The organism is Marinobacter sp. JSM 1782161 (assembly GCF_011421605.1).
In the GTDB taxonomy this organism is placed as follows: domain Bacteria; phylum Pseudomonadota; class Gammaproteobacteria; order Pseudomonadales; family Oleiphilaceae; genus Marinobacter_A; species Marinobacter_A bohaiensis.
This window is the reverse complement of sequence record NZ_WSSA01000002.1, coordinates 794563-811196: the sequence shown is the minus strand read 5'-3', so window position 1 is coordinate 811196 and position 16634 is coordinate 794563. Positions and strand designations below refer to the sequence as shown.

Below are 16634 nucleotides of genomic sequence, written 5' to 3'. Positions count from 1 at the left end.
ACCCTCAATCAAAAGTAACCAGCTTTCATAAGGTTATATCTTCGGTGCAATCAGCATCACTTTTTCATATGATAGGGCGCGCCGGTACCGCGGCGGAAGGCTGTTGTTTATGCCCCGGGCGAAGCACCGGTGATTCGAAACCATGATTCATGGCCCCCGGGCCGCCAACGTTAGGAGTGTCTTGTGGAACTTGCCTGCCTTGATCTCGAAGGGGTGCTTATTCCCGAAATCTGGATCGCCTTTGCCGAGAAAACCGGAATTGAAGAACTGAAGGCGACCACACGGGACATTCCCGACTACGACGTGCTGATGCAGCAGCGCCTGCGCCTGCTGGATGAGCACGGCTACGGCCTGCCGGAGATCCAGGCGGTGATCGATACGCTGGAGCCGCTGGAGGGTGCGCGCGAGTTCATCGACTGGCTGCGAGAGCGATTCCAGGTGGTAATCCTGTCTGACACCTTCTATGAATTCGCCATGCCGCTGATGGCCAAACTGGGGCACCCGACACTGTTGTGCCACAAGCTGGAAGTGAACGAAGACGGCCGTATCACCGATTACCTGCTGCGCCAGAAAGATCCCAAGCGCCAGTCCGTGCGGGCCTTCCAGTTGCTGAACTACCGGGTTATCGCGGCCGGCGACTCCTACAACGACACCACCATGCTCAAGCAGGCAGAGGCGGGCATCCTTTTCCACGCTCCGCAGAACGTGATCGACGAGTTTCCGCAGTTCCCGGCGGTGCACAACTACGACGACCTGCGCACCAAGTTCCTGGAGCTGAGCGAACGCCACTGAACAGCGATCGCCACTGAGAAAACAGGCGTTATAACGAGTCCAGCGTCTGCATCAGGCGCTGGACCTTGGTCACCGACTCCTCGTATTCGGCGCCCGGGTCGGAATCGGCCACGATGCCGCCACCTCCCCAACAGCGAATGCGCCCCCCGGCGTCGGTCATCAGCGTGCGGATGGCGATATTCGACTCCAGCACGCCCCCCGCCGACAGGGCAAAAACGCTGCCGCAGTATGGACCCCGCTCATGGGGCTCGAGTTCATCGATGATCTCCATGGCGCGACGCTTGGGCGCCCCGGTGATCGAGCCGCCCGGAAACGCCGACAGCAGGGCGTCGATCCTCAGGACATCATCCTTCAGCTCCCCGGTCACGGTGCTCACCAGTTGATGCACGTTGCGGTAGCTCTCCACGTCGAACAGCTGCGGCACGCGCACGGAATAGGGACGGCAGAAGTGGGACAGGTCGTTGCGGATCAGGTCGACGATCATCAGGTTTTCCGCCCGGTCCTTGAGGCTGTTGACCAGCTCTTCGCGCAGACGGTTATCTTCTGCGGGATCATCGCCCCGCGCCCGGGTGCCCTTGATCGGTTTGCTTTCCACCTGCGCGCCGTCGATGCGCAGATAGCGTTCCGGCGAGATACTCAGCACCTGCCAGGGACCGGCATCGACATAGCCGGCATGGGGGACCGGAATGGCCTCGCGCAGCGACTCGAAAGCGGCGAAGGGCGCGCCTTCGTATCGCCCTTCGAACTGCTGGGACAGGTTCACCTGGTAACAGTCGCCCGCCTGGATGTAGTCCAGGACGCGGCGGACGCTGGCCATGACCGCCGGGCGGGTCTGGACGGGCTGGAAAGTCGATGTCATCCGGAAGGCTTGGCCGCCGGATGGCTGCGGGGGCGGGCCATTGACGATGGCGTTCAGGCGCTCCGTGGTTTCTGCCGAGCAGCAGGGCAGTCTTCTCAGCAGCGCCGGTTCGCCGTCCTGCGCCGGCAGTTCCAGGGCCCAGGTGAACAGGCCGACCCAGCCGGCATCACCCGTCGATGCACCGTGGCGCGTGGCCTGAAAGCCGGGCACGGTGTGGCGGCCGGCTTCGTAATGGAGGCAGCCGATCAGACCGCCGGAGAAAACCTCACCAGTGTCGTCGCGTGAAGGATCCGGGTTGGCCGTAAGGTCGCGCTCGGCTTGGCGCAAGGCCTGGCATACCGCTTCCCAGTCTTCCGCGGCCCGTGGCAGGAACCATTGACTTTCCGGCCAGGCGGACAGGAACGCGGAGCCATCGGGGCGGGGGAGGAAGCAGAAGCCGGGTTGGGTGGAAAGATGAGTCACCCAAAGTGCCGCGTGTTTGGCAGAAATGGAAAATGCTTTTGGGGAAGATGACACGCTGAACCTGTAAAGCTTGAGTTTGCGGGGCGTCGCGAAGCGCATGATACCGCAAACGTCGTTGCAGGGTGACACTCATAACAACAACTCAGGAGTTCATCATGGCAAGGTTTCCCGATCGCTGTACCGGTTTTCGCGGGTTTTTTCTGATCACCTGGATGCTGGCTTCCGGCTGGGTGGCCGCCGCTGCCGAGCCGTCGACGTTTACCGACCAGGACGTCAAGGCCTTTGCCCAAGAGCAGTTCGCCGAGATGTACCACAGGGCCATGGGCGATGCCGGGGAGCGCCTCTCGGCCGGTGAGCCGGTCAAGGCTTTCGCGGTGGTGGCGGATCGCAAGAGCGCCTACCGCACCATCCGCATATCCGGAATCGAAAAAATGCCACCCAACGTAGCGGTGGAGGTGATGCGCCGCAGCCTGCGGGTGCTGGTCAAGAAAGGCAGCATCGGCGCTACCTGTCTGGTGTACGTGGCGGAGAACCCGAACGCCGAAGGGGAGGCTGACCATGTGTTGGTGGCCGAGATGGAGCATATCTTCGGACCCACGCTGGCCCAGGTCACACCTTACACGCTGGAGTCGGGCAAGGCGCGTTTCGGTGAGCCCCTGATCGTCGAATCGGAGCCATCGATTTTCAATATCGAGCTCAAGGCCCGGGACGAGGTTTCCTTCGTCGAAGGCGACTGACGTTTACCTCCTCGTTGCGTCCGTCGGCCTGTCTGCGACCTTTCCATCGCCTTCCGCGACACCTTTCATCACACCGGTAGAGTTACTCGAAGGTAGCCACTTGAAAAGGGTGCCGTGGGTCGCAGATTCCATATCATCCAAGTGTTCGACAATATGATTATCGATCGGTGTGAAGGTGGTCACGGAATGACCAGAGTTGGGCCTCTAATCTGGGACCGTGCGGAAACAAAAGACAACAATCCGCATTGGAACAACAACAATTTTCCGTTAAGGAGAAACATATGAAAGGCCTGAAGAAACTCGCACTGGCAACCGCCGTTGCCGCCGCGCCGTTCGCCGCCCAGGCAGAGCTGAAAGCCCTGGACGACGGCGCCATGGGCAACGTCACCGGTCAGGCCGGTGTGACCATCGAGCTGGAAACCAAGGTCGATGTGGGCGCCTTCACCTACACGGATGAAGGGACCTTCGCGGTCAACGGCGTACACATCGGTGGCGGTGCCATCACCACCGACGCCAACGGCAACGTCAATGGCGTCGACGGTCTCCTTGATGACCTGAAGATCGACATCGACGTGGAAGCCGACGGCGACGCCTTCATTCATGTGGGCAGCGTAAGCGGCGATCCGATCGACTTCGCCATCGGCATCGAGTCAGCGTCACTGAACGCGGCGGCCTCCGACGCGGACCAGAACAGCACGCTGCTGGCCTCCAACATCGGCATCACCGGTCTGCTGGCCCAGCTCGACCTGCGCGTCGACACGGCCACCGACACGCTGATCACCGACGTGGCGTTCAACATCACCGACATGGATATGGATGTTGACTTCCTGGGTGTGGGCATCCGTGACCTGACCGTCACTGGCGCCAACACCTTCGGTGCGACCTACGCTGACTCTCCGGGCACATCGACCAGTCCGCTGGCCGGCACCTTCGCGGTGGCCCAGATGACTGTCGGCAAGGCCACCGGCGTGGCTGGAGCGGCCAGTGGCGAGGCGCTGGAAATCGGCATTCCCGAGTTCGTGGCCGATATCAGCATCGGCGAGACCCTGATCGGTGGCACCAACATCGGGACCATCGCGATGGACAACCTGGCGGTCACCCAGACCAACATGAAGGTTTACGGTCACTGATCCGACCTTCGGTCTGAAACCGAAAACGCCCCGCATCGCGGGGCGTTTTTCGTGGGGCTATCAAACGTTGATTCAATCCATAAGGGAAGGGGATACAGCCTGGATGCTGGCGGAATGGCGCGAATACGGGAAGAAAGGCATTAATGCGGGCACAAAAGGTTATTGCGGATCGGGCACCGCGATCGAGAGATCGAACCCTCCGCCCGGTCGTGGCGTCAGCTGGACGGGGCCTTCGTCGATGGCGTAGGGCACCAGGATCTGGTCGATACCCGGCGGATTACCAATGGAGAAATTAACGTTCTCGCCGTCGAAACCGATGCTTAACTGGTCGTTCAGGAAGGTCTGGTTGAACGGCTCGTCGGGAATCTCCACCTGCCGACCGTAGATCACCGGCGGGATGACGGGTGTGAAATGGGCCACCGGCTGGGTACGTTCGGCTTCCTCTATCGGCAACAGCAGGAACTGTCGCAACGCTTCGGACTCGGCCTGACGCAGGTTGTCCGACTGCCGGTCGTACTGCCCACGGCGCAGGATATAGGCGTAGGCCTGTTCCTCGGACTCCTCGATGACCGGCTCGCCCGGTGAAATGGTCAGCGAGCGGATAATCCGCTGCCGTTCCGCCTCGGCTTTCTGGCGGGCCCGGGGCACCACGATGATGGCGGAGTCCTCGATGTAGGTATCGACCATCTCCTGCGACGTCATGGACTCGACACCGGCCCAGGCTGGAGCGGTCATGACGGCGGCCATTGCGGCTGCCAGGCGTTGTTGTGGGGTCATCGTGTGCTCCTGTGAGGGAGAAAGAGCGTGTCCTCTGGTAAAGTATTTGAAGTCGCGAACGGGTTTTCAAGCGCGTTGTGCTGAAAATGTGACCAGCTCGTATCGATCGGGCCCTTATTTGAGACGTAAAGATTTGAGACGCAAAGGATGATCATCGGCAGACTCAGGCAACGCTGGCGGCGCTGGATCGACCGCCGCATTCCCCGCTCTGACGATCAGCAGTTCACCCAGAAGAACATCTTTATCCTGCCTTCGGGTGCCGGCGTGGTGTTCGGTATCCTGCTGGTGGTGATGCTGCTGACCGGTATCAACTATCAGAACAGCCTGATCTACCTGCTGACGTTCATTCTCGGCGCGCTGTTTGTCGCCGCCATGCATCAGACCCACAGCAACCTGTCCGGACTGCATCTCGCCCTGGTTGAGGCGGGGGAAGGATTTCCCGGCGAGCCTATCGCGTTTCGCTTGCGCGCGACGGCAAAGCAGGCGGCGTTCGCCATTCGCCTGGCACCGGAACAGCACGACGCGCACACCATCCATGTGGATGCCGGCGCCATCAGCGAGGTCGAACTGGCGACCACCGGTCTGCGCCGCGGACCGGTGCAAATGGCCGATATCCGGGTGGATACCCGTTTCCCTTTCGGCCTGCTGACGGCCTGGTCCTGGATGCGGCCGCAGGGGCAGGGGGTGGTTTATCCCAAGCCGGTCATGCCCCCTTACGAGCCCGGCGGTGATGCCGGTGGTGAGACATCCCGCCGCGATAACCAGACGACAGACATGGTCGACGCCAACATCCGCCCCTGGCGGCAGGGCGATCTGAGCCAGCGGGTCCTCTGGAAGCGCTACGCCCGCACGGGTGAAATGGTCATTGCCGAGTGGGAGGGGGAGCACCGGGACCCGCAATGGCTGGACTACGACCAGTTTCCGGGCGCCGACCGCGAGCTGCGACTCAGCTACCTGGCAGCGCTGGTTGAATCCCGTTCCCACGATCGCCAGCCCTTTGGGCTGGTGCTTCCGGGACAGACCATTGAACCGGACAGCGGACCGCTGCATCGCCAACGCTGCCTGCGTGCGCTGGGGCGATTCGGATTCGACACCGCGCCGGAAGGAGCGAGCGCCGCATGAATGAGACTGCCCCAACGACACTGCCGGCGCGCGCGCTGATCTGGCTGCTGGGCGCCTTCGTGGTCCTGCTGGCACCCCAGTGGGACCGGCTGCCGATCTGGCTGACGGTCGCCTGCCTGGTGCTGGCCGGCTGGCGCTGGCTGGCCCAGCAGGGGCGTGTGGCGCTGCCGGGGAAACTCTGGGGGACGGTGGTCATGCTGGGGTTGATCGGCGTCTACGTGGCGACGGTGCAGGGGCGCTTCACGGTCGAAACCGCCGCCTCGTTCTTTGTGCTTGCCGTCGGGCTGAAGTGGCTGGAAACGCGTACCGCGCGGGATTATTACGTGCTGTTCTTCATCCTGTGCTACCTGGCGGCGGTCAATTTCCTGTTCCAGCAGGGCATTCTGTGGACCCTGCTCAATCTCGCGGGGATTCTCATCCTGCTGGTTGGTCTGCAGGTGCTGAACGCGCCGGAGGCTCCCAATGCACCGGTAGCCGGATGGAAGCGCCTGGGCGGTTTGCTGCTGAAGACCCTGCCAGTGGTCGTGATCCTGTTCATCTTCTTTCCCCGGATGTCGCCCCTGTGGAGCGTGCCGCTGGTTTCGAATCAGGCGCGCACCGGCATTTCCGACACCATGGAGCCGGGTTCCATATCGGACCTGGCCCAGAGCAGCGAGCGGGCTTTCCGGGTGACGTTTGCCGATGGCCTGCCGCCGCACCGGGAGCGTTACTGGCGCGGCCTGATCCTGGACCACTTCGTCGACGGGCGCTGGGAGCCCTGGCAGGTGCAGCCGCGTCGGCGGGCGGGGCGGGTCCTGTCGGATGGCGGTGTCGGACCGCTTCAGTCCGGTCAGTACGATGTGCTGATGGAGCCCACCTACCAGCGCTGGGCCTTTGCATTGGACGACTCCCGGGCGGTGTCGACCAACATCGAGCCTACGGCTGACGGCCTGTTCCGGTTCCGTCGTCCGGCGGACACCAGTATTCGCTATCGTCTGGCCCTGGATCCGGACGACGGTGGCGAGCTGATCCAGGCCCTCTCGCGTCGCGACGAGCAGCGTTACCTGCACCTGCCGGCCGCTGGTAACCCGAGAGCCCGCGAGCTGGCTGCGCAATTGCGAGCCGACTACGCGGACGACAGCGCGCTGATCCAGGCGATTCTCCAGCGTTTCCGGAATCAGGCATATTTCTACACCCTGCGACCGCCGGAAATGCCGGACGATAGCGTCGATAGCCTGCTGTTTGATGCCAAGCGAGGATTCTGCGCCCATTACGCCAGCGCCACGGCCTTCCTGTTGCGGTCAGTCGGCATTCCGGCGCGAATCGTCGTGGGGTACCAGGGCGGCAGTCCGGGTGCGGACGGTGACTATCTGATCGTCCGCCAGTACGACGCCCACGCCTGGGTCGAGGCCTGGACGCCGTCGCGGGGCTGGTTCCGGGTCGATCCCACGGCCGCCATATCGCCCCAGCGCATAGAATCCGGGCTGCGGGATGCGGTCGCCGAGGAAGGTTCGTTCCTGGAGAACGAGTGGACCAGCCCGCAACGCTACGGTGATATTGCGCTGGTGCAGTGGGTGTCATTGCGCCTGGATCTGCTCAACTACGAGTGGCAGCGCTGGGTGGTGGGCTACCAGGGCCAGACCCAGATGAACCTGATGTCGCGCCTGCCCGGCAACCTGTCGTTGAAAGACCTGGGCTACCTGACGGCGGGCCTGGTGGGAACGATTGTGCTGGCGGCGGCACTGTGGAGTCTCTGGCGCCAGCATCGGCCCGGGGTTTATCGGCCGGAAGCTCGCCTGATGGCGCAATGGCGGCGGCAACTGCGCCGACACGGCGTCGAGGCGGATCGGTCATCGACCCCCATGGCGCTGGCGCAGGCCGCGGCGGCCAGGCATCCGGATGACGCCCGACAGCACCTGGCTTTTGCCCGCGCCCTGAACAATCACTATTATGGCCCGGCGCCGCTGACCAGGGCGGATCGGCGCCGGCTGCGGAACCTGCTTCGGCAGCTGCGTCGCAGGACTTGAACAGGCCATCCCGGAGGTAACGTGATCACGGATATCGACAGTCTGCCGTGGCTGAGTGACAGTTGGCACCGGTTGGTGCAGCGGTGGCAGGAAGGGCGCCTGCCTCACGCCATCCTGCTGGAGGGTCGCAACGGCATTGGCAAGGACGTTTTCGCCCAGGAGCTGGCTCGGCGCCTGGTCTGCGAAGGCAGTGGCGAAGCCGCCAAGCCCTGTGGCCACTGCAAACAGTGCGAGCTGGTGGCGGCGGGCTCGCATCCGGATATCCGCACCTACCGGCCCGAGGACTCCAAGGTGATCAAGGTGGATCAGGTGCGGGCGTTGGGCGATTTCGCCGTGGCGTCGCCCCAGGTGGCGCGCAACAAGGTGATCATTCTCGACAGCGCTGATCAGTTGAACATCAACTCCGCCAATGCGCTGCTCAAAACCCTGGAAGAGCCCAATCCCGATGTGACCCTGATCCTGCTCCAGCAGGCCGGAAAGCCGCTGCTGCCGACCATTCGCTCGCGCTGCCAGTCAACGTTGCTCGGTGGCCCGTCGATGGATGACGCCGCCGCGTGGTTGGTGCGCTCAGTCGCCGGGGATGAGGCCGTGGAAGCCGACGAGCGAGCCATGGAGCGGGCGCTGCAGCTTTCCGGCGGAGCACCGCTGCTGGCGCGCCGCTACCTGGATGAGGGCTATGTGGCCGCAGTGGACCAGTGCCTGGCCGATTTTCGCCAGTTTCTCAAACTCAAATTGCCTCCCGAAGACGCGGCCAAGCCGTTTGTAAAACTGGGTCTGGAAAACAGTCTGGACCTGATGGCCGGGTGGGCGGCCGATCTGGCGCGGATCAGCGTGGGCGGCGCGGCGACGGATGCGGCGATGGCGGACGTACTGGGCTTCCTGGCGCAACAGAATCCACCCCACCGGGCGCACGATATCCTGGCGCAGCTGACCGAGAGCCGTGCCGGGCTAAGTTACAACCTCAACCCGGAACTGGAGATCGAGCGGCTGTTGCTGCAGTGGCTCGCCCTGATGCCCCGGAAACGTCGACGCGCCGGCTGACGCCTTATTTATTTCCTGAAGGCTTCGTCACAGGCTGTCAGGCTGCTAACATTGCTGTAGATTCAAGGATTGGCATCCGTGGTCGGGAACCTGTCCGGCGCAGGGCGCTTTACGGCCGCGGGTGAAAAATAACGAAAGGGTGATTTATGGGTCCAGGTTTTGGCGCGCGCAGCGGCATTCTGACATTGACGATCAAGGACAAGGCTGTGCTGTATGCCGCCTACATGCCCTATATCAAGGACGGCGGGTTATTCATTCCCACCCAGAAACAATACCAGCTGGGCGATGAAGTCTTCCTGCTGCTCAACCTGATGGACGAACCCGAGAAAATTCCCGTCGCCGGCAAGGTGGTCTGGATTACGCCCAAGGGGGCGCAGGGCAACCGCGCCGCGGGCATCGGCGTGCAGTTCAATGGCGACGACGAGAGCGCCAAGAACAAGATCGAGGCCTATCTGGCGGGTGCGCTGGGCTCTGATCGTCCGACCCACACCATGTAACGGCCAGCCAACGCCTATGAACAAGCCTGCTACCGTCGTGCCCGCCCGCGAGGGCCAGGCGGCGTACTCTCCCGAGGAAACAGCCCGGCCCAAGGAAACCGCCTGGCCATTGCGCCACCTGACACTGGCGGGGCTGACCTGGCACGGCAACGTCGCATTGCCGGACAGCGGAATCCCCATCCTTGGCCTGCATGGCTGGCTGGACAACGCCGCAACCTTCACCCGGGTGGCGCCAGCGCTTGGCGACATCGGCCCCTTTTACGGTATCGATCTCCCCGGCCACGGCCACTCCCAGCATCGCAGCCCCGGAGAACATTACAGTCTGCTGGACTATGCGGCGGATGTGGTGGAACTGATCGATCATCATTTCGAGCGTCCGGTGGCGATTGTCGGCCATTCCCTGGGCGGTATCATCGGTACGCTCGTGGCGGCCAGTTTCCCTGAAAAAGTCGACAAGCTGGTGATGATCGACAGTCTGGGCCCCCTTTCCCAGGCGGCCGGGGATTCTCCCGGCCAGCTCCGCAAGGCTATTCGCAAGCGCCTGCGCGGCGCCGGTGCGGCCGCGACCTACCGGACCCTGGAGGACGCCGCCAAGGTGCGGGCCGGCGGGTTGAGCCCGCTCAGCGATGAAGCCGCCCACCTGCTGGTCCCGCGCAATCTGGAAGAGGTCGATGGCGGTTTCCGCTGGCGTACGGACGCGCGACTGCGCTTTCCGTCACCCGGTCGCCTGGACGAGGCCCAGGTACACGCGTTCCTGCAAGCCATCGAGGCGCCGACGCTTTTACTCCGGGCCGAGTCCGGACTGCTGGGCGGTCGTGAAAAGTGGCAGCAGCGGTCGCAGCTGATCCGGAATCTTCAGGACGTCACCGTTCCGGGCTCACACCACTGCCACCTGGATGGCGATGTGGCTCCGGTGACCGACGCAATCCGGGCGTTTCTCAAGTCATGAGTTGTCGCGGGCTGGTTTTCCGGATTGCCATTGCGCTGCTTGGCATGGTTGCGAGTGGTCTGGCCTTGGCCGAGCGTTTGCCGCCGTTCCCGATGGCGACGGTGGAGTCAGACGTGTCCATCGAGGCGCCCAACCACCACGTGCTGCTCAGCCCGGTGCGGGAAGTGAATGACGAAATCCGCGCGGAGCGTCAGTTGCGTCTGGATGTCGAGGGCAGCGGGCGATTGTTGCAGATCGATCCGGACTCATCACTGGACCGGGTGAGCGAGTTTTATCGCGAAGTGTTGGCCCGCGAGGAAGGGCGGACGCTGTTTACCTGCTCCGGGCGCGATTGCGGACGCAGTAACGTCTGGGCCAACCGGGTTTTTCGCCAGGCGACGCTCTACGGTCGCGACGAGGATCAGGGGTACGCGGCGTATTCCTATCGTGATGACGATGGGACCCTCAGGCTGGTGCTGCTCTACAGCATTACCCGCGGTAACAAGCGGGACTATGTATGGCTGGAGGAGCTGGCGGTGCAGGAGAGCGCTGACGCGGTCTCCCTGTCGCCGGAAGCCGGGCGTATCCTCGGCCCGCTCCAGGTGCCCTGGAGCGGCAACATCACCTATCGATTCGACTGGGATCCGGACACCCGCCAGAAACTGGTGGGCTGGGCCGAGGCCCCGGGCTCGACGGTGATGATCACGAGTCATGTGGTTCTGGGCGGCGATGAAACCGTGGGCGATGCGCTCGATCGCTCATCCCGGGTGGCCGATGCCATGCAGGCGCTGCTGGAAAAAATCGGCATTCCCCGCGAGCAGCAGTTCCTGATTAATGCCGGGCCGGCCCAGTCGGCCATCCAGACCGGCCGTGGCGGCGGCAACCGGATCGAGATCGTTGTTATCAAGGAAGCGTCCGCCACAGGAGGTTGAGACCATGACCGAGCGGGAAGACACAAGCCTGCGTCAGTCCGTCGAGAACGGCGAGAACGCCGACGCCGAGCCACGCCGCCGGACCTGCGCCCTGGTGCTGGGCAGCGGTGGCGCCCGGGGTTACGCCCACATCGGCGCGGTGGAGGTGCTGGAGGAGCGCGGTTACGACATCGTAGCCATTGCCGGCTGCTCGATGGGCTCGCTGATCGGCGGCGTGTACGCCGCCGGCAAGATGCAGGATTACAAGGACTGGGTGACGGGGCTGAAGCAGCTCGATGTGCTGCGGCTGCTGGACGTTTCCCTGTCGCCGGCCGGCGCGATTCGGGGCGAGAAGGTGTTTTCCGTCGTCCGGGACATCATCGGCGATACCCTGATCGAGGATCTGCCGATGGCCTACACGGCCGTGGCGACCGACCTTCTGGCCCACAAGGAGATCTGGTTCCAGGAAGGCTCGTTGCACCAGGCCATCCGGGCATCGATCGCCATTCCCGGCGTGGTGACGCCGGTGGTGTTCAATGGGCGCGTGCTGGTGGACGGCGGGTTGCTCAATCCGCTTCCCATCATCCCCACCATCGCGGCCCATGCGGACTATATCTTTGCCGTCAACCTCGCCGGCGAAGACCGCAGCAGCTACCGCCTGCCCAAGAGTGTCTACATGGACGACCCGGAAAGCGACCTGGAAGTCTGGCTGGACCGCATGCGGACCAAGGCTGGCCGCTGGTTCGACTGGGACCTGCTGCGCTCGCTGGGCCCGAAGGGTGCGACGGATCCCGAGCCAATAGCCGAGGCGAAGGAAGATCTGGAGGAGGAGGCCGAAGGCGTGCAGGCCGGCGAGGACGGTCATGGCACCATTGCCTGGGACAAGCTGGGCATCGGCAAGTTCGACATCATGAACATGACCATCGAAACCATGCAGAACGCCCTGATCCAGTACAAGATCGCCGGATATCCGCCGGACATGCTGGTGAACGTGCCCAAGGCGTCCTGCCGTACTTACGACTATCACAAGGCGCCGGAGATGATTCAGATCGGCCGCGAGCGTATGGAATCGGCGCTGGACCGTTTCGAAAACGACCAAAATACCTCCGGTATCATGGCGCCCTGACGCCCGGAGTGCCACAAAAGCCGGCAAACCTGCGTATAATACGGGCTTTCGAAATAGTCCAAGGAATTGTTTTCGGTGCCTGTCGAACCCGTCGATGAATTACTGACCGTCCGTGACCTGCTGCGTTACGTCACAAGCCAATTCGCCCAGTCCGATATCTACTACGGCCATGGTACGGATAACGCCTGGGATGAAGCCGTCCATCTGGTGTTGCGCAGTGTGGGCTTGCCCCTGGAGAACAACACAGTGTTCCTGGACGCACGCCTGACCCGTGACGAACGGCTGCTCATCCTGGATCGCATGCAGCAGCGCATTGAGGAGCGGGTGCCCGTGGCTTACCTGCTGGGCGAAGCCTGGTTCATGGGGCTACCGTTCCAGGTGGACGCGCGGGTGCTGGTGCCTCGTTCGCCGATTGGCGAGCTGATCCAGGCCGGCTTCCAGCCCTGGCTGGGGGACAAGCCGGTCCACCGGATCCTGGACCTGTGCGCCGGCAGCGGCTGCATTGGTATCGCGGCGGCGACCGTGTTCGAGGACGCCGAAGTCGACCTGGCGGACATTTCCGACGACGCTCTGGATGTGGCCCACGGCAATATCGCCATGCACGGGCTGGGGCATCGGGTGAGGGCCCTCAAGTCCGACGTTCTCGACCAGGTGGAAGGGCGTTATGACCTGATCCTAAGCAATCCGCCCTACGTGGACGCCGAAGACATGGCCGACATGCCGGACGAGTTCCACTACGAACCGCGCCTGGGACTGGAGGCTGGTGACGATGGGCTTGATATCGCTTACCGCATTCTGGAGAAGGCCCGCGATCATCTGACCGACAACGGCCTGCTGGTGGTCGAGGTTGGTAACAGCTGGGTCGCCTTGCAGGAGGCGCGGCCGGATATCCCGTTCACCTGGATTGAGTTCGAGCATGGCGGCGACGGCGTTTTTGTGCTGAGCCGTGAGGATCTGCCATCCGCCTGATACTGGTCGGGGGTGGGTCGACGCCTGGAAACTATCTAAAGTAATCACTGCAAGAAGCTGATTTATGTCTGGAAACAGTTTTGGAAAGCTCTTCACCGTCACCACCTTTGGTGAAAGTCACGGCCAGGCCCTGGGGGCGATTGTCGACGGTTGCCCGCCGGGGCTACCGCTGACCGAAGCGGACTTGCAGGCGGACCTGGATCTCCGGAAGCCGGGCACGTCCCGCCACACTACCCAGCGTCGCGAGCCGGACGAGGTGCGCATCCTCTCGGGTGTGTTCGAGGGCAGGACCACCGGTACGCCCATCGGCCTGCTGATCGAGAATACCGACCAGCGTTCCAAGGACTACTCCAAAATCAAGGATCAGTTCCGCCCGGCTCACGCCGACTACACCTACATGCACAAGTACGGTGTGCGCGACTACCGCGGTGGTGGTCGTTCCTCGGCGCGGGAAACCGCCATGCGTGTGGCGGCGGGGGCCATTGCCCGCAAGTACCTACACGAGCGTCTGGGCATTACGGTGCGGGGTTATCTGTCCCAGCTGGGGCCGATCACCATCGAACACCTGGACTGGGATCAGGTGCACGCGAATCCGTTCTTCTGCCCGGATGCTTCCAGGGTGCCCGAGCTGGAAGAATACATGGATGCCCTGCGCAAGGAAGGCAACTCCATTGGCGCACGCATCAACGTCGTGGCCGAGAACGTGCCGCCGGGGCTGGGCGAGCCGGTATTCGATCGGCTGGATGCGGACCTGGCCCATGCGTTGATGAGCATCAATGCCGTCAAAGGCGTTGAGATTGGCGCCGGATTCGGTGCGATCACCCAGAAGGGCACCGAACACCGGGACGAAATGACGCCCGACGGCTTCCTGTCGAACCACGCCGGCGGCGTGCTGGGGGGGATTTCTTCCGGCCAGCCGCTGCTCGCCAGCATTGCCCTCAAGCCCACATCCAGCCTGCGCCTGCCCGGGCAAAGCATCGATGTGCACGGCAATCCGGTCGAAGTGGTCACCACCGGTCGTCACGATCCCTGCGTCGGTATTCGCGCCACGCCGATCGCCGAAGCGATGACGGCACTGGTGCTGATGGACCATTACCTGCGTCATCGGGCCCAGAACGGTGACGTCAGCATCGAGACACCGGATATCGAGAAGACGGGCCGCTAAGCGCCCGTCGATGCACAACCCACCGGGCCCAGCGGGAGCGACTATCTACTGGCGTCTGTCCAACCTTTATTTCTGGTTTTTCGCGTTGCTGGGCGCGATGCTGCCGTATTGGTCGCTTTACCTCGAGGACCGGGGCTTTTCCTACCTCCAGATCGCCGCGTTGATGGCGACGATCCAGCTCACGAAGATCATCGCCCCCAATGTCTGGGGCTGGCTGGGTGACCGCAGCGGTAAACGGGTTCGCCTGGTCCGTCTCGGATCGGTAATGGGCCTGGTCTGCTTTGCCGGTGTCTTCCTGGAGCCCGATTTCTACGGTCTGATGCTGGTGATGCTGGCGTTCACCTTCTTCTGGAACGCCATCCTGCCGCTTTATGAGGTCATTACCCTGCAGGGCCTGGGGCGCGACCGGGCCCGTTACGGGCGAGTGCGGCTTTGGGGCAGCGTCGGGTTTATCGCGTCCGTGGCGTTGATTGGCCTGGTATTGGAATACGTGTCCCTGCGCTGGTTGCCGGCGATCCTGATGCCGCTGTTTCTGGGGATTGCCGTGGCGTCGTTCTGTGTTCCGTCGACCCAGGGCGAGGTGCGCCCCGAGCGCACGCGCGGCGGGATCAGCGCGATCGTGTTCCAGGCGACTGTCGTGGCCTTCTTTGCCATGAATTTCCTGCTGCAGGTGTCCCATGGCGCCTACTACACCTTCTTCAGTATCCACCTGGAAAGTCTGGGGTACGACAAGTTCAGCGTCGGCCTGCTTTGGTCGCTGGGGGTGGCGGCGGAGATCGGGCTGTTCCTGATCATGCACCGGCTGTTTCATCGCTTCAGTATGCGCGCCATTGCGTTGGCGGCCCTTGGCCTGACCCTGCTGCGCTGGGTACTGATTGCGGAGTATTCGGACGTGGTGCCGGTGCTGATCGTCGCCCAGTTGCTGCACGCGGCATCCTACGGCGCCCTGCATGCGGTGTCGGTGAACTACATCCACAGCTATTTCGGTCATCAGCACCACGGCCAGGGGCAGGCACTGTACAGCGGTCTGACCTACGGCGCGGGCGGTGCGGCTGGGGCCTGGATGTCGGGCTTGCTGGTCGAATGGCACGGCACCGCAGCGGCTTTCCTGGGCAGCGCAGCGGCCATCGTGCTGGCCCTGGTGATCGCTGGTGTCTGGCTGCGGTCGCCGCCGGCCATGTCGCAAGCGGCGTCTTAATTCATTTCTTCGGCGATCGACAGCAGCGCCTCGGCCGCCGGGCTCAGGCTGCGGCCGGCCAGCCCGATGGCACCCAGCATCCGGCTTACGTCATGCGCCACAGGCAATACATGCAGTGACGCGTCCAGCATGCTCCGCGGCAGTACGCTCCAGCCCAGCCCCACGCTCGTCATCATCTTGATGGTTTCCAGGTAATTGGTGGGCATGCGTGGGCGTAGGGTGAGGTTCTCGGCCATGAACAGGCGGCTGATCACCCGATAGGTGGCCGTGCCGGTGTCCGGCAGGAGTGCGCTGTAGCCGGAGAGATCCGCCAGTGCGACCGGATCGCGGAACGCCAGCGGGTGTTCGTTGCCAACGACGAAGGCCATCGGGTCCAGCCATTGGGTCTTGATGTCGAAAGGCTGGTCCATCGCGTCGCTCAGGGTGACGAAGGCCAGCTCGCAGGAGCGCCGTTTGAGCTGGTCGAAGGCGCTCTCCGAGTCCATGAACTGCAGTTCCAGCGAGACATCCGGGTAATCCCGGTTGAACCGACGCAGCCAGGCCGGCAGGTGGTGCAGGCCGATGTGGTGGCTGGCGATGACGGACAGTCGCCCGCCGATACGGCCGGTGGCGGCCGACAGGTCCAGCCGGGCATTATGCAGTTCGTCGAGGATGCGCCGGGCGTAGGGCAGGAGCCGGCGACCGCCTTCGGTGAGCGCGAAACTGCGCTGACCGCGCTCGATCAGGGGCATGCCGGCCTGGTTTTCCAGCGAGGCTAGCCGTTTGCTGACGGCCGGTTGCGTCAGGTGGAGTGCTTCCGCCGCTTCCGAGAACGACTGATGGTCGACGATCGCGACGAAGGCGGCGAGGGCCTGGGTGTCCATACGGCTGGATTCCTATCTGGAATTCAAACTATAAAAAACATGAATTGAGGT

General features: G+C 63.2%; 16 protein-coding genes. 13 read left to right on the top strand and 3 right to left on the bottom strand.

Annotation, left to right across the window (positions count from 1 at the left end; all coding sequences use genetic code 11):
* Positions 1 to 183: 183 nt before the first annotated feature.
* Positions 184 to 792, top strand: a complete 609-nt coding sequence (gene thrH / locus GQB00_RS03575; RefSeq protein WP_111496021.1) for a bifunctional phosphoserine phosphatase/homoserine phosphotransferase ThrH — start codon at positions 184 to 186, stop codon at positions 790 to 792.
* Positions 793 to 820: 28 nt separating this feature from the next.
* Here the strand turns inward: thrH and pabB are convergent, their stop codons facing one another.
* Positions 821 to 2113, bottom strand: a complete 1293-nt coding sequence (gene pabB / locus GQB00_RS21985; protein ID WP_323127242.1) for an aminodeoxychorismate synthase component I — start codon at positions 2111 to 2113, stop codon at positions 821 to 823.
* 155 nt (positions 2114 to 2268) lie between these two features.
* Here pabB and GQB00_RS03565 point away from each other — a divergent pair, with 155 nt between their 5' ends.
* A complete protein-coding gene (locus GQB00_RS03565) occupies positions 2269 to 2850 on the top strand; it encodes a hypothetical protein (RefSeq protein ID WP_228276659.1) in 582 nt (193 codons plus the stop codon).
* Between the two features lie 281 nt (positions 2851 to 3131).
* Complete coding sequence (locus GQB00_RS03560; protein WP_111496023.1) at positions 3132 to 3980, top strand: DUF6160 family protein; 849 nt, start codon at positions 3132 to 3134, stop codon at positions 3978 to 3980.
* Between the two features lie 159 nt (positions 3981 to 4139).
* On the opposite strand, the gene GQB00_RS03555 is transcribed toward GQB00_RS03560, so the two are convergent.
* Positions 4140 to 4757, bottom strand: a complete 618-nt coding sequence (locus GQB00_RS03555; protein WP_165855248.1) for a hypothetical protein — start codon at positions 4755 to 4757, stop codon at positions 4140 to 4142.
* Between the two features lie 147 nt (positions 4758 to 4904).
* Here GQB00_RS03555 and GQB00_RS03550 point away from each other — a divergent pair, with 147 nt between their 5' ends.
* From GQB00_RS03550 to GQB00_RS03505, 10 genes are all read left to right on the top strand, one after another.
* Complete coding sequence (locus GQB00_RS03550) at positions 4905 to 5879, top strand: DUF58 domain-containing protein (protein WP_165855247.1); 975 nt, start codon at positions 4905 to 4907, stop codon at positions 5877 to 5879.
* A complete protein-coding gene (locus GQB00_RS03545) occupies positions 5876 to 7885 on the top strand; it encodes a transglutaminaseTgpA domain-containing protein (protein WP_165855246.1) in 2010 nt (669 codons plus the stop codon). The genes GQB00_RS03550 and GQB00_RS03545 overlap by 4 nt, the downstream gene beginning before the upstream one ends.
* A gap of 21 nt (positions 7886 to 7906) precedes the next feature.
* Positions 7907 to 8926, top strand: coding sequence for a DNA polymerase III subunit delta' (gene holB, locus GQB00_RS03540; RefSeq protein ID WP_323127241.1), 1020 nt, complete (start codon positions 7907 to 7909; stop codon positions 8924 to 8926).
* Between the two features lie 146 nt (positions 8927 to 9072).
* Positions 9073 to 9423, top strand: a complete 351-nt coding sequence (locus GQB00_RS03535) for a PilZ domain-containing protein (RefSeq protein WP_111496027.1) — start codon at positions 9073 to 9075, stop codon at positions 9421 to 9423.
* A gap of 16 nt (positions 9424 to 9439) precedes the next feature.
* Positions 9440 to 10372 (top strand): alpha/beta fold hydrolase, encoded by a 933-nt coding sequence (locus GQB00_RS03530; protein WP_165855245.1) that lies wholly within the window; start codon positions 9440 to 9442, stop codon positions 10370 to 10372.
* Entirely contained in the window at positions 10369 to 11283 is a 915-nt protein-coding gene (locus GQB00_RS03525) for a DUF4892 domain-containing protein (protein ID WP_111496029.1), read from the top strand. Before GQB00_RS03530 ends, GQB00_RS03525 begins: the two co-directional genes overlap by 4 nt.
* 4 nt (positions 11284 to 11287) lie before the next feature.
* On the top strand, positions 11288 to 12388 hold the full coding sequence (locus GQB00_RS03520) for a patatin-like phospholipase family protein (RefSeq protein ID WP_165855244.1): 1101 nt from the start codon (positions 11288 to 11290) through the stop codon (positions 12386 to 12388).
* Positions 12389 to 12463: 75 nt separating this feature from the next.
* Positions 12464 to 13357: a 50S ribosomal protein L3 N(5)-glutamine methyltransferase gene (prmB, locus tag GQB00_RS03515; RefSeq protein WP_111496031.1), complete on the top strand. Its 894-nt coding sequence runs from the start codon at positions 12464 to 12466 to the stop codon at positions 13355 to 13357.
* A 64-nt stretch (positions 13358 to 13421) separates the two neighbouring features.
* On the top strand, positions 13422 to 14522 hold the full coding sequence (gene aroC / locus GQB00_RS03510) for a chorismate synthase (RefSeq protein ID WP_111496032.1): 1101 nt from the start codon (positions 13422 to 13424) through the stop codon (positions 14520 to 14522).
* Positions 14523 to 14532: 10 nt separating this feature from the next.
* Positions 14533 to 15720 carry an MFS transporter gene (locus GQB00_RS03505; protein WP_165855243.1) on the top strand — a complete coding sequence of 396 codons (1188 nt, stop codon included), beginning with the start codon at positions 14533 to 14535 and terminating at the stop codon, positions 15718 to 15720.
* On the opposite strand, the gene GQB00_RS03500 is transcribed toward GQB00_RS03505, so the two are convergent.
* Positions 15717 to 16583, bottom strand: coding sequence for a LysR family transcriptional regulator (locus GQB00_RS03500; protein ID WP_111496034.1), 867 nt, complete (start codon positions 16581 to 16583; stop codon positions 15717 to 15719). The genes GQB00_RS03505 and GQB00_RS03500 overlap by 4 nt on opposite strands.
* Positions 16584 to 16634 lie beyond the last annotated feature (51 nt).

Bases quoted from the DNA above. Each gene is read 5' to 3' on its own strand.
- GQB00_RS03565 (WP_228276659.1), top strand. From the start codon at position 2,269: ATGGCAAGGTTTCCCGATCGCTGTACCGGTTTTCGCGGGTTTTTTCTG.
- GQB00_RS03560 (WP_111496023.1), top strand. From the start codon at position 3,132: ATGAAAGGCCTGAAGAAACTCGCACTGGCAACCGCCGTTGCCGCCGCG.
- GQB00_RS03555 (WP_165855248.1), bottom strand. From the start codon at position 4,757: ATGACCCCACAACAACGCCTGGCAGCCGCAATGGCCGCCGTCATGACC.
- GQB00_RS03550 (WP_165855247.1), top strand. From the start codon at position 4,905: ATGATCATCGGCAGACTCAGGCAACGCTGGCGGCGCTGGATCGACCGC.
- GQB00_RS03545 (WP_165855246.1), top strand. From the start codon at position 5,876: ATGAATGAGACTGCCCCAACGACACTGCCGGCGCGCGCGCTGATCTGG.
- GQB00_RS03535 (WP_111496027.1), top strand. From the start codon at position 9,073: ATGGGTCCAGGTTTTGGCGCGCGCAGCGGCATTCTGACATTGACGATC.
- GQB00_RS03530 (WP_165855245.1), top strand. From the start codon at position 9,440: ATGAACAAGCCTGCTACCGTCGTGCCCGCCCGCGAGGGCCAGGCGGCG.
- GQB00_RS03525 (WP_111496029.1), top strand. From the start codon at position 10,369: ATGAGTTGTCGCGGGCTGGTTTTCCGGATTGCCATTGCGCTGCTTGGC.
- GQB00_RS03520 (WP_165855244.1), top strand. From the start codon at position 11,288: ATGACCGAGCGGGAAGACACAAGCCTGCGTCAGTCCGTCGAGAACGGC.
- aroC (WP_111496032.1), top strand. From the start codon at position 13,422: ATGTCTGGAAACAGTTTTGGAAAGCTCTTCACCGTCACCACCTTTGGT.
- GQB00_RS03505 (WP_165855243.1), top strand. From the start codon at position 14,533: ATGCACAACCCACCGGGCCCAGCGGGAGCGACTATCTACTGGCGTCTG.
- GQB00_RS03500 (WP_111496034.1), bottom strand. From the start codon at position 16,583: ATGGACACCCAGGCCCTCGCCGCCTTCGTCGCGATCGTCGACCATCAG.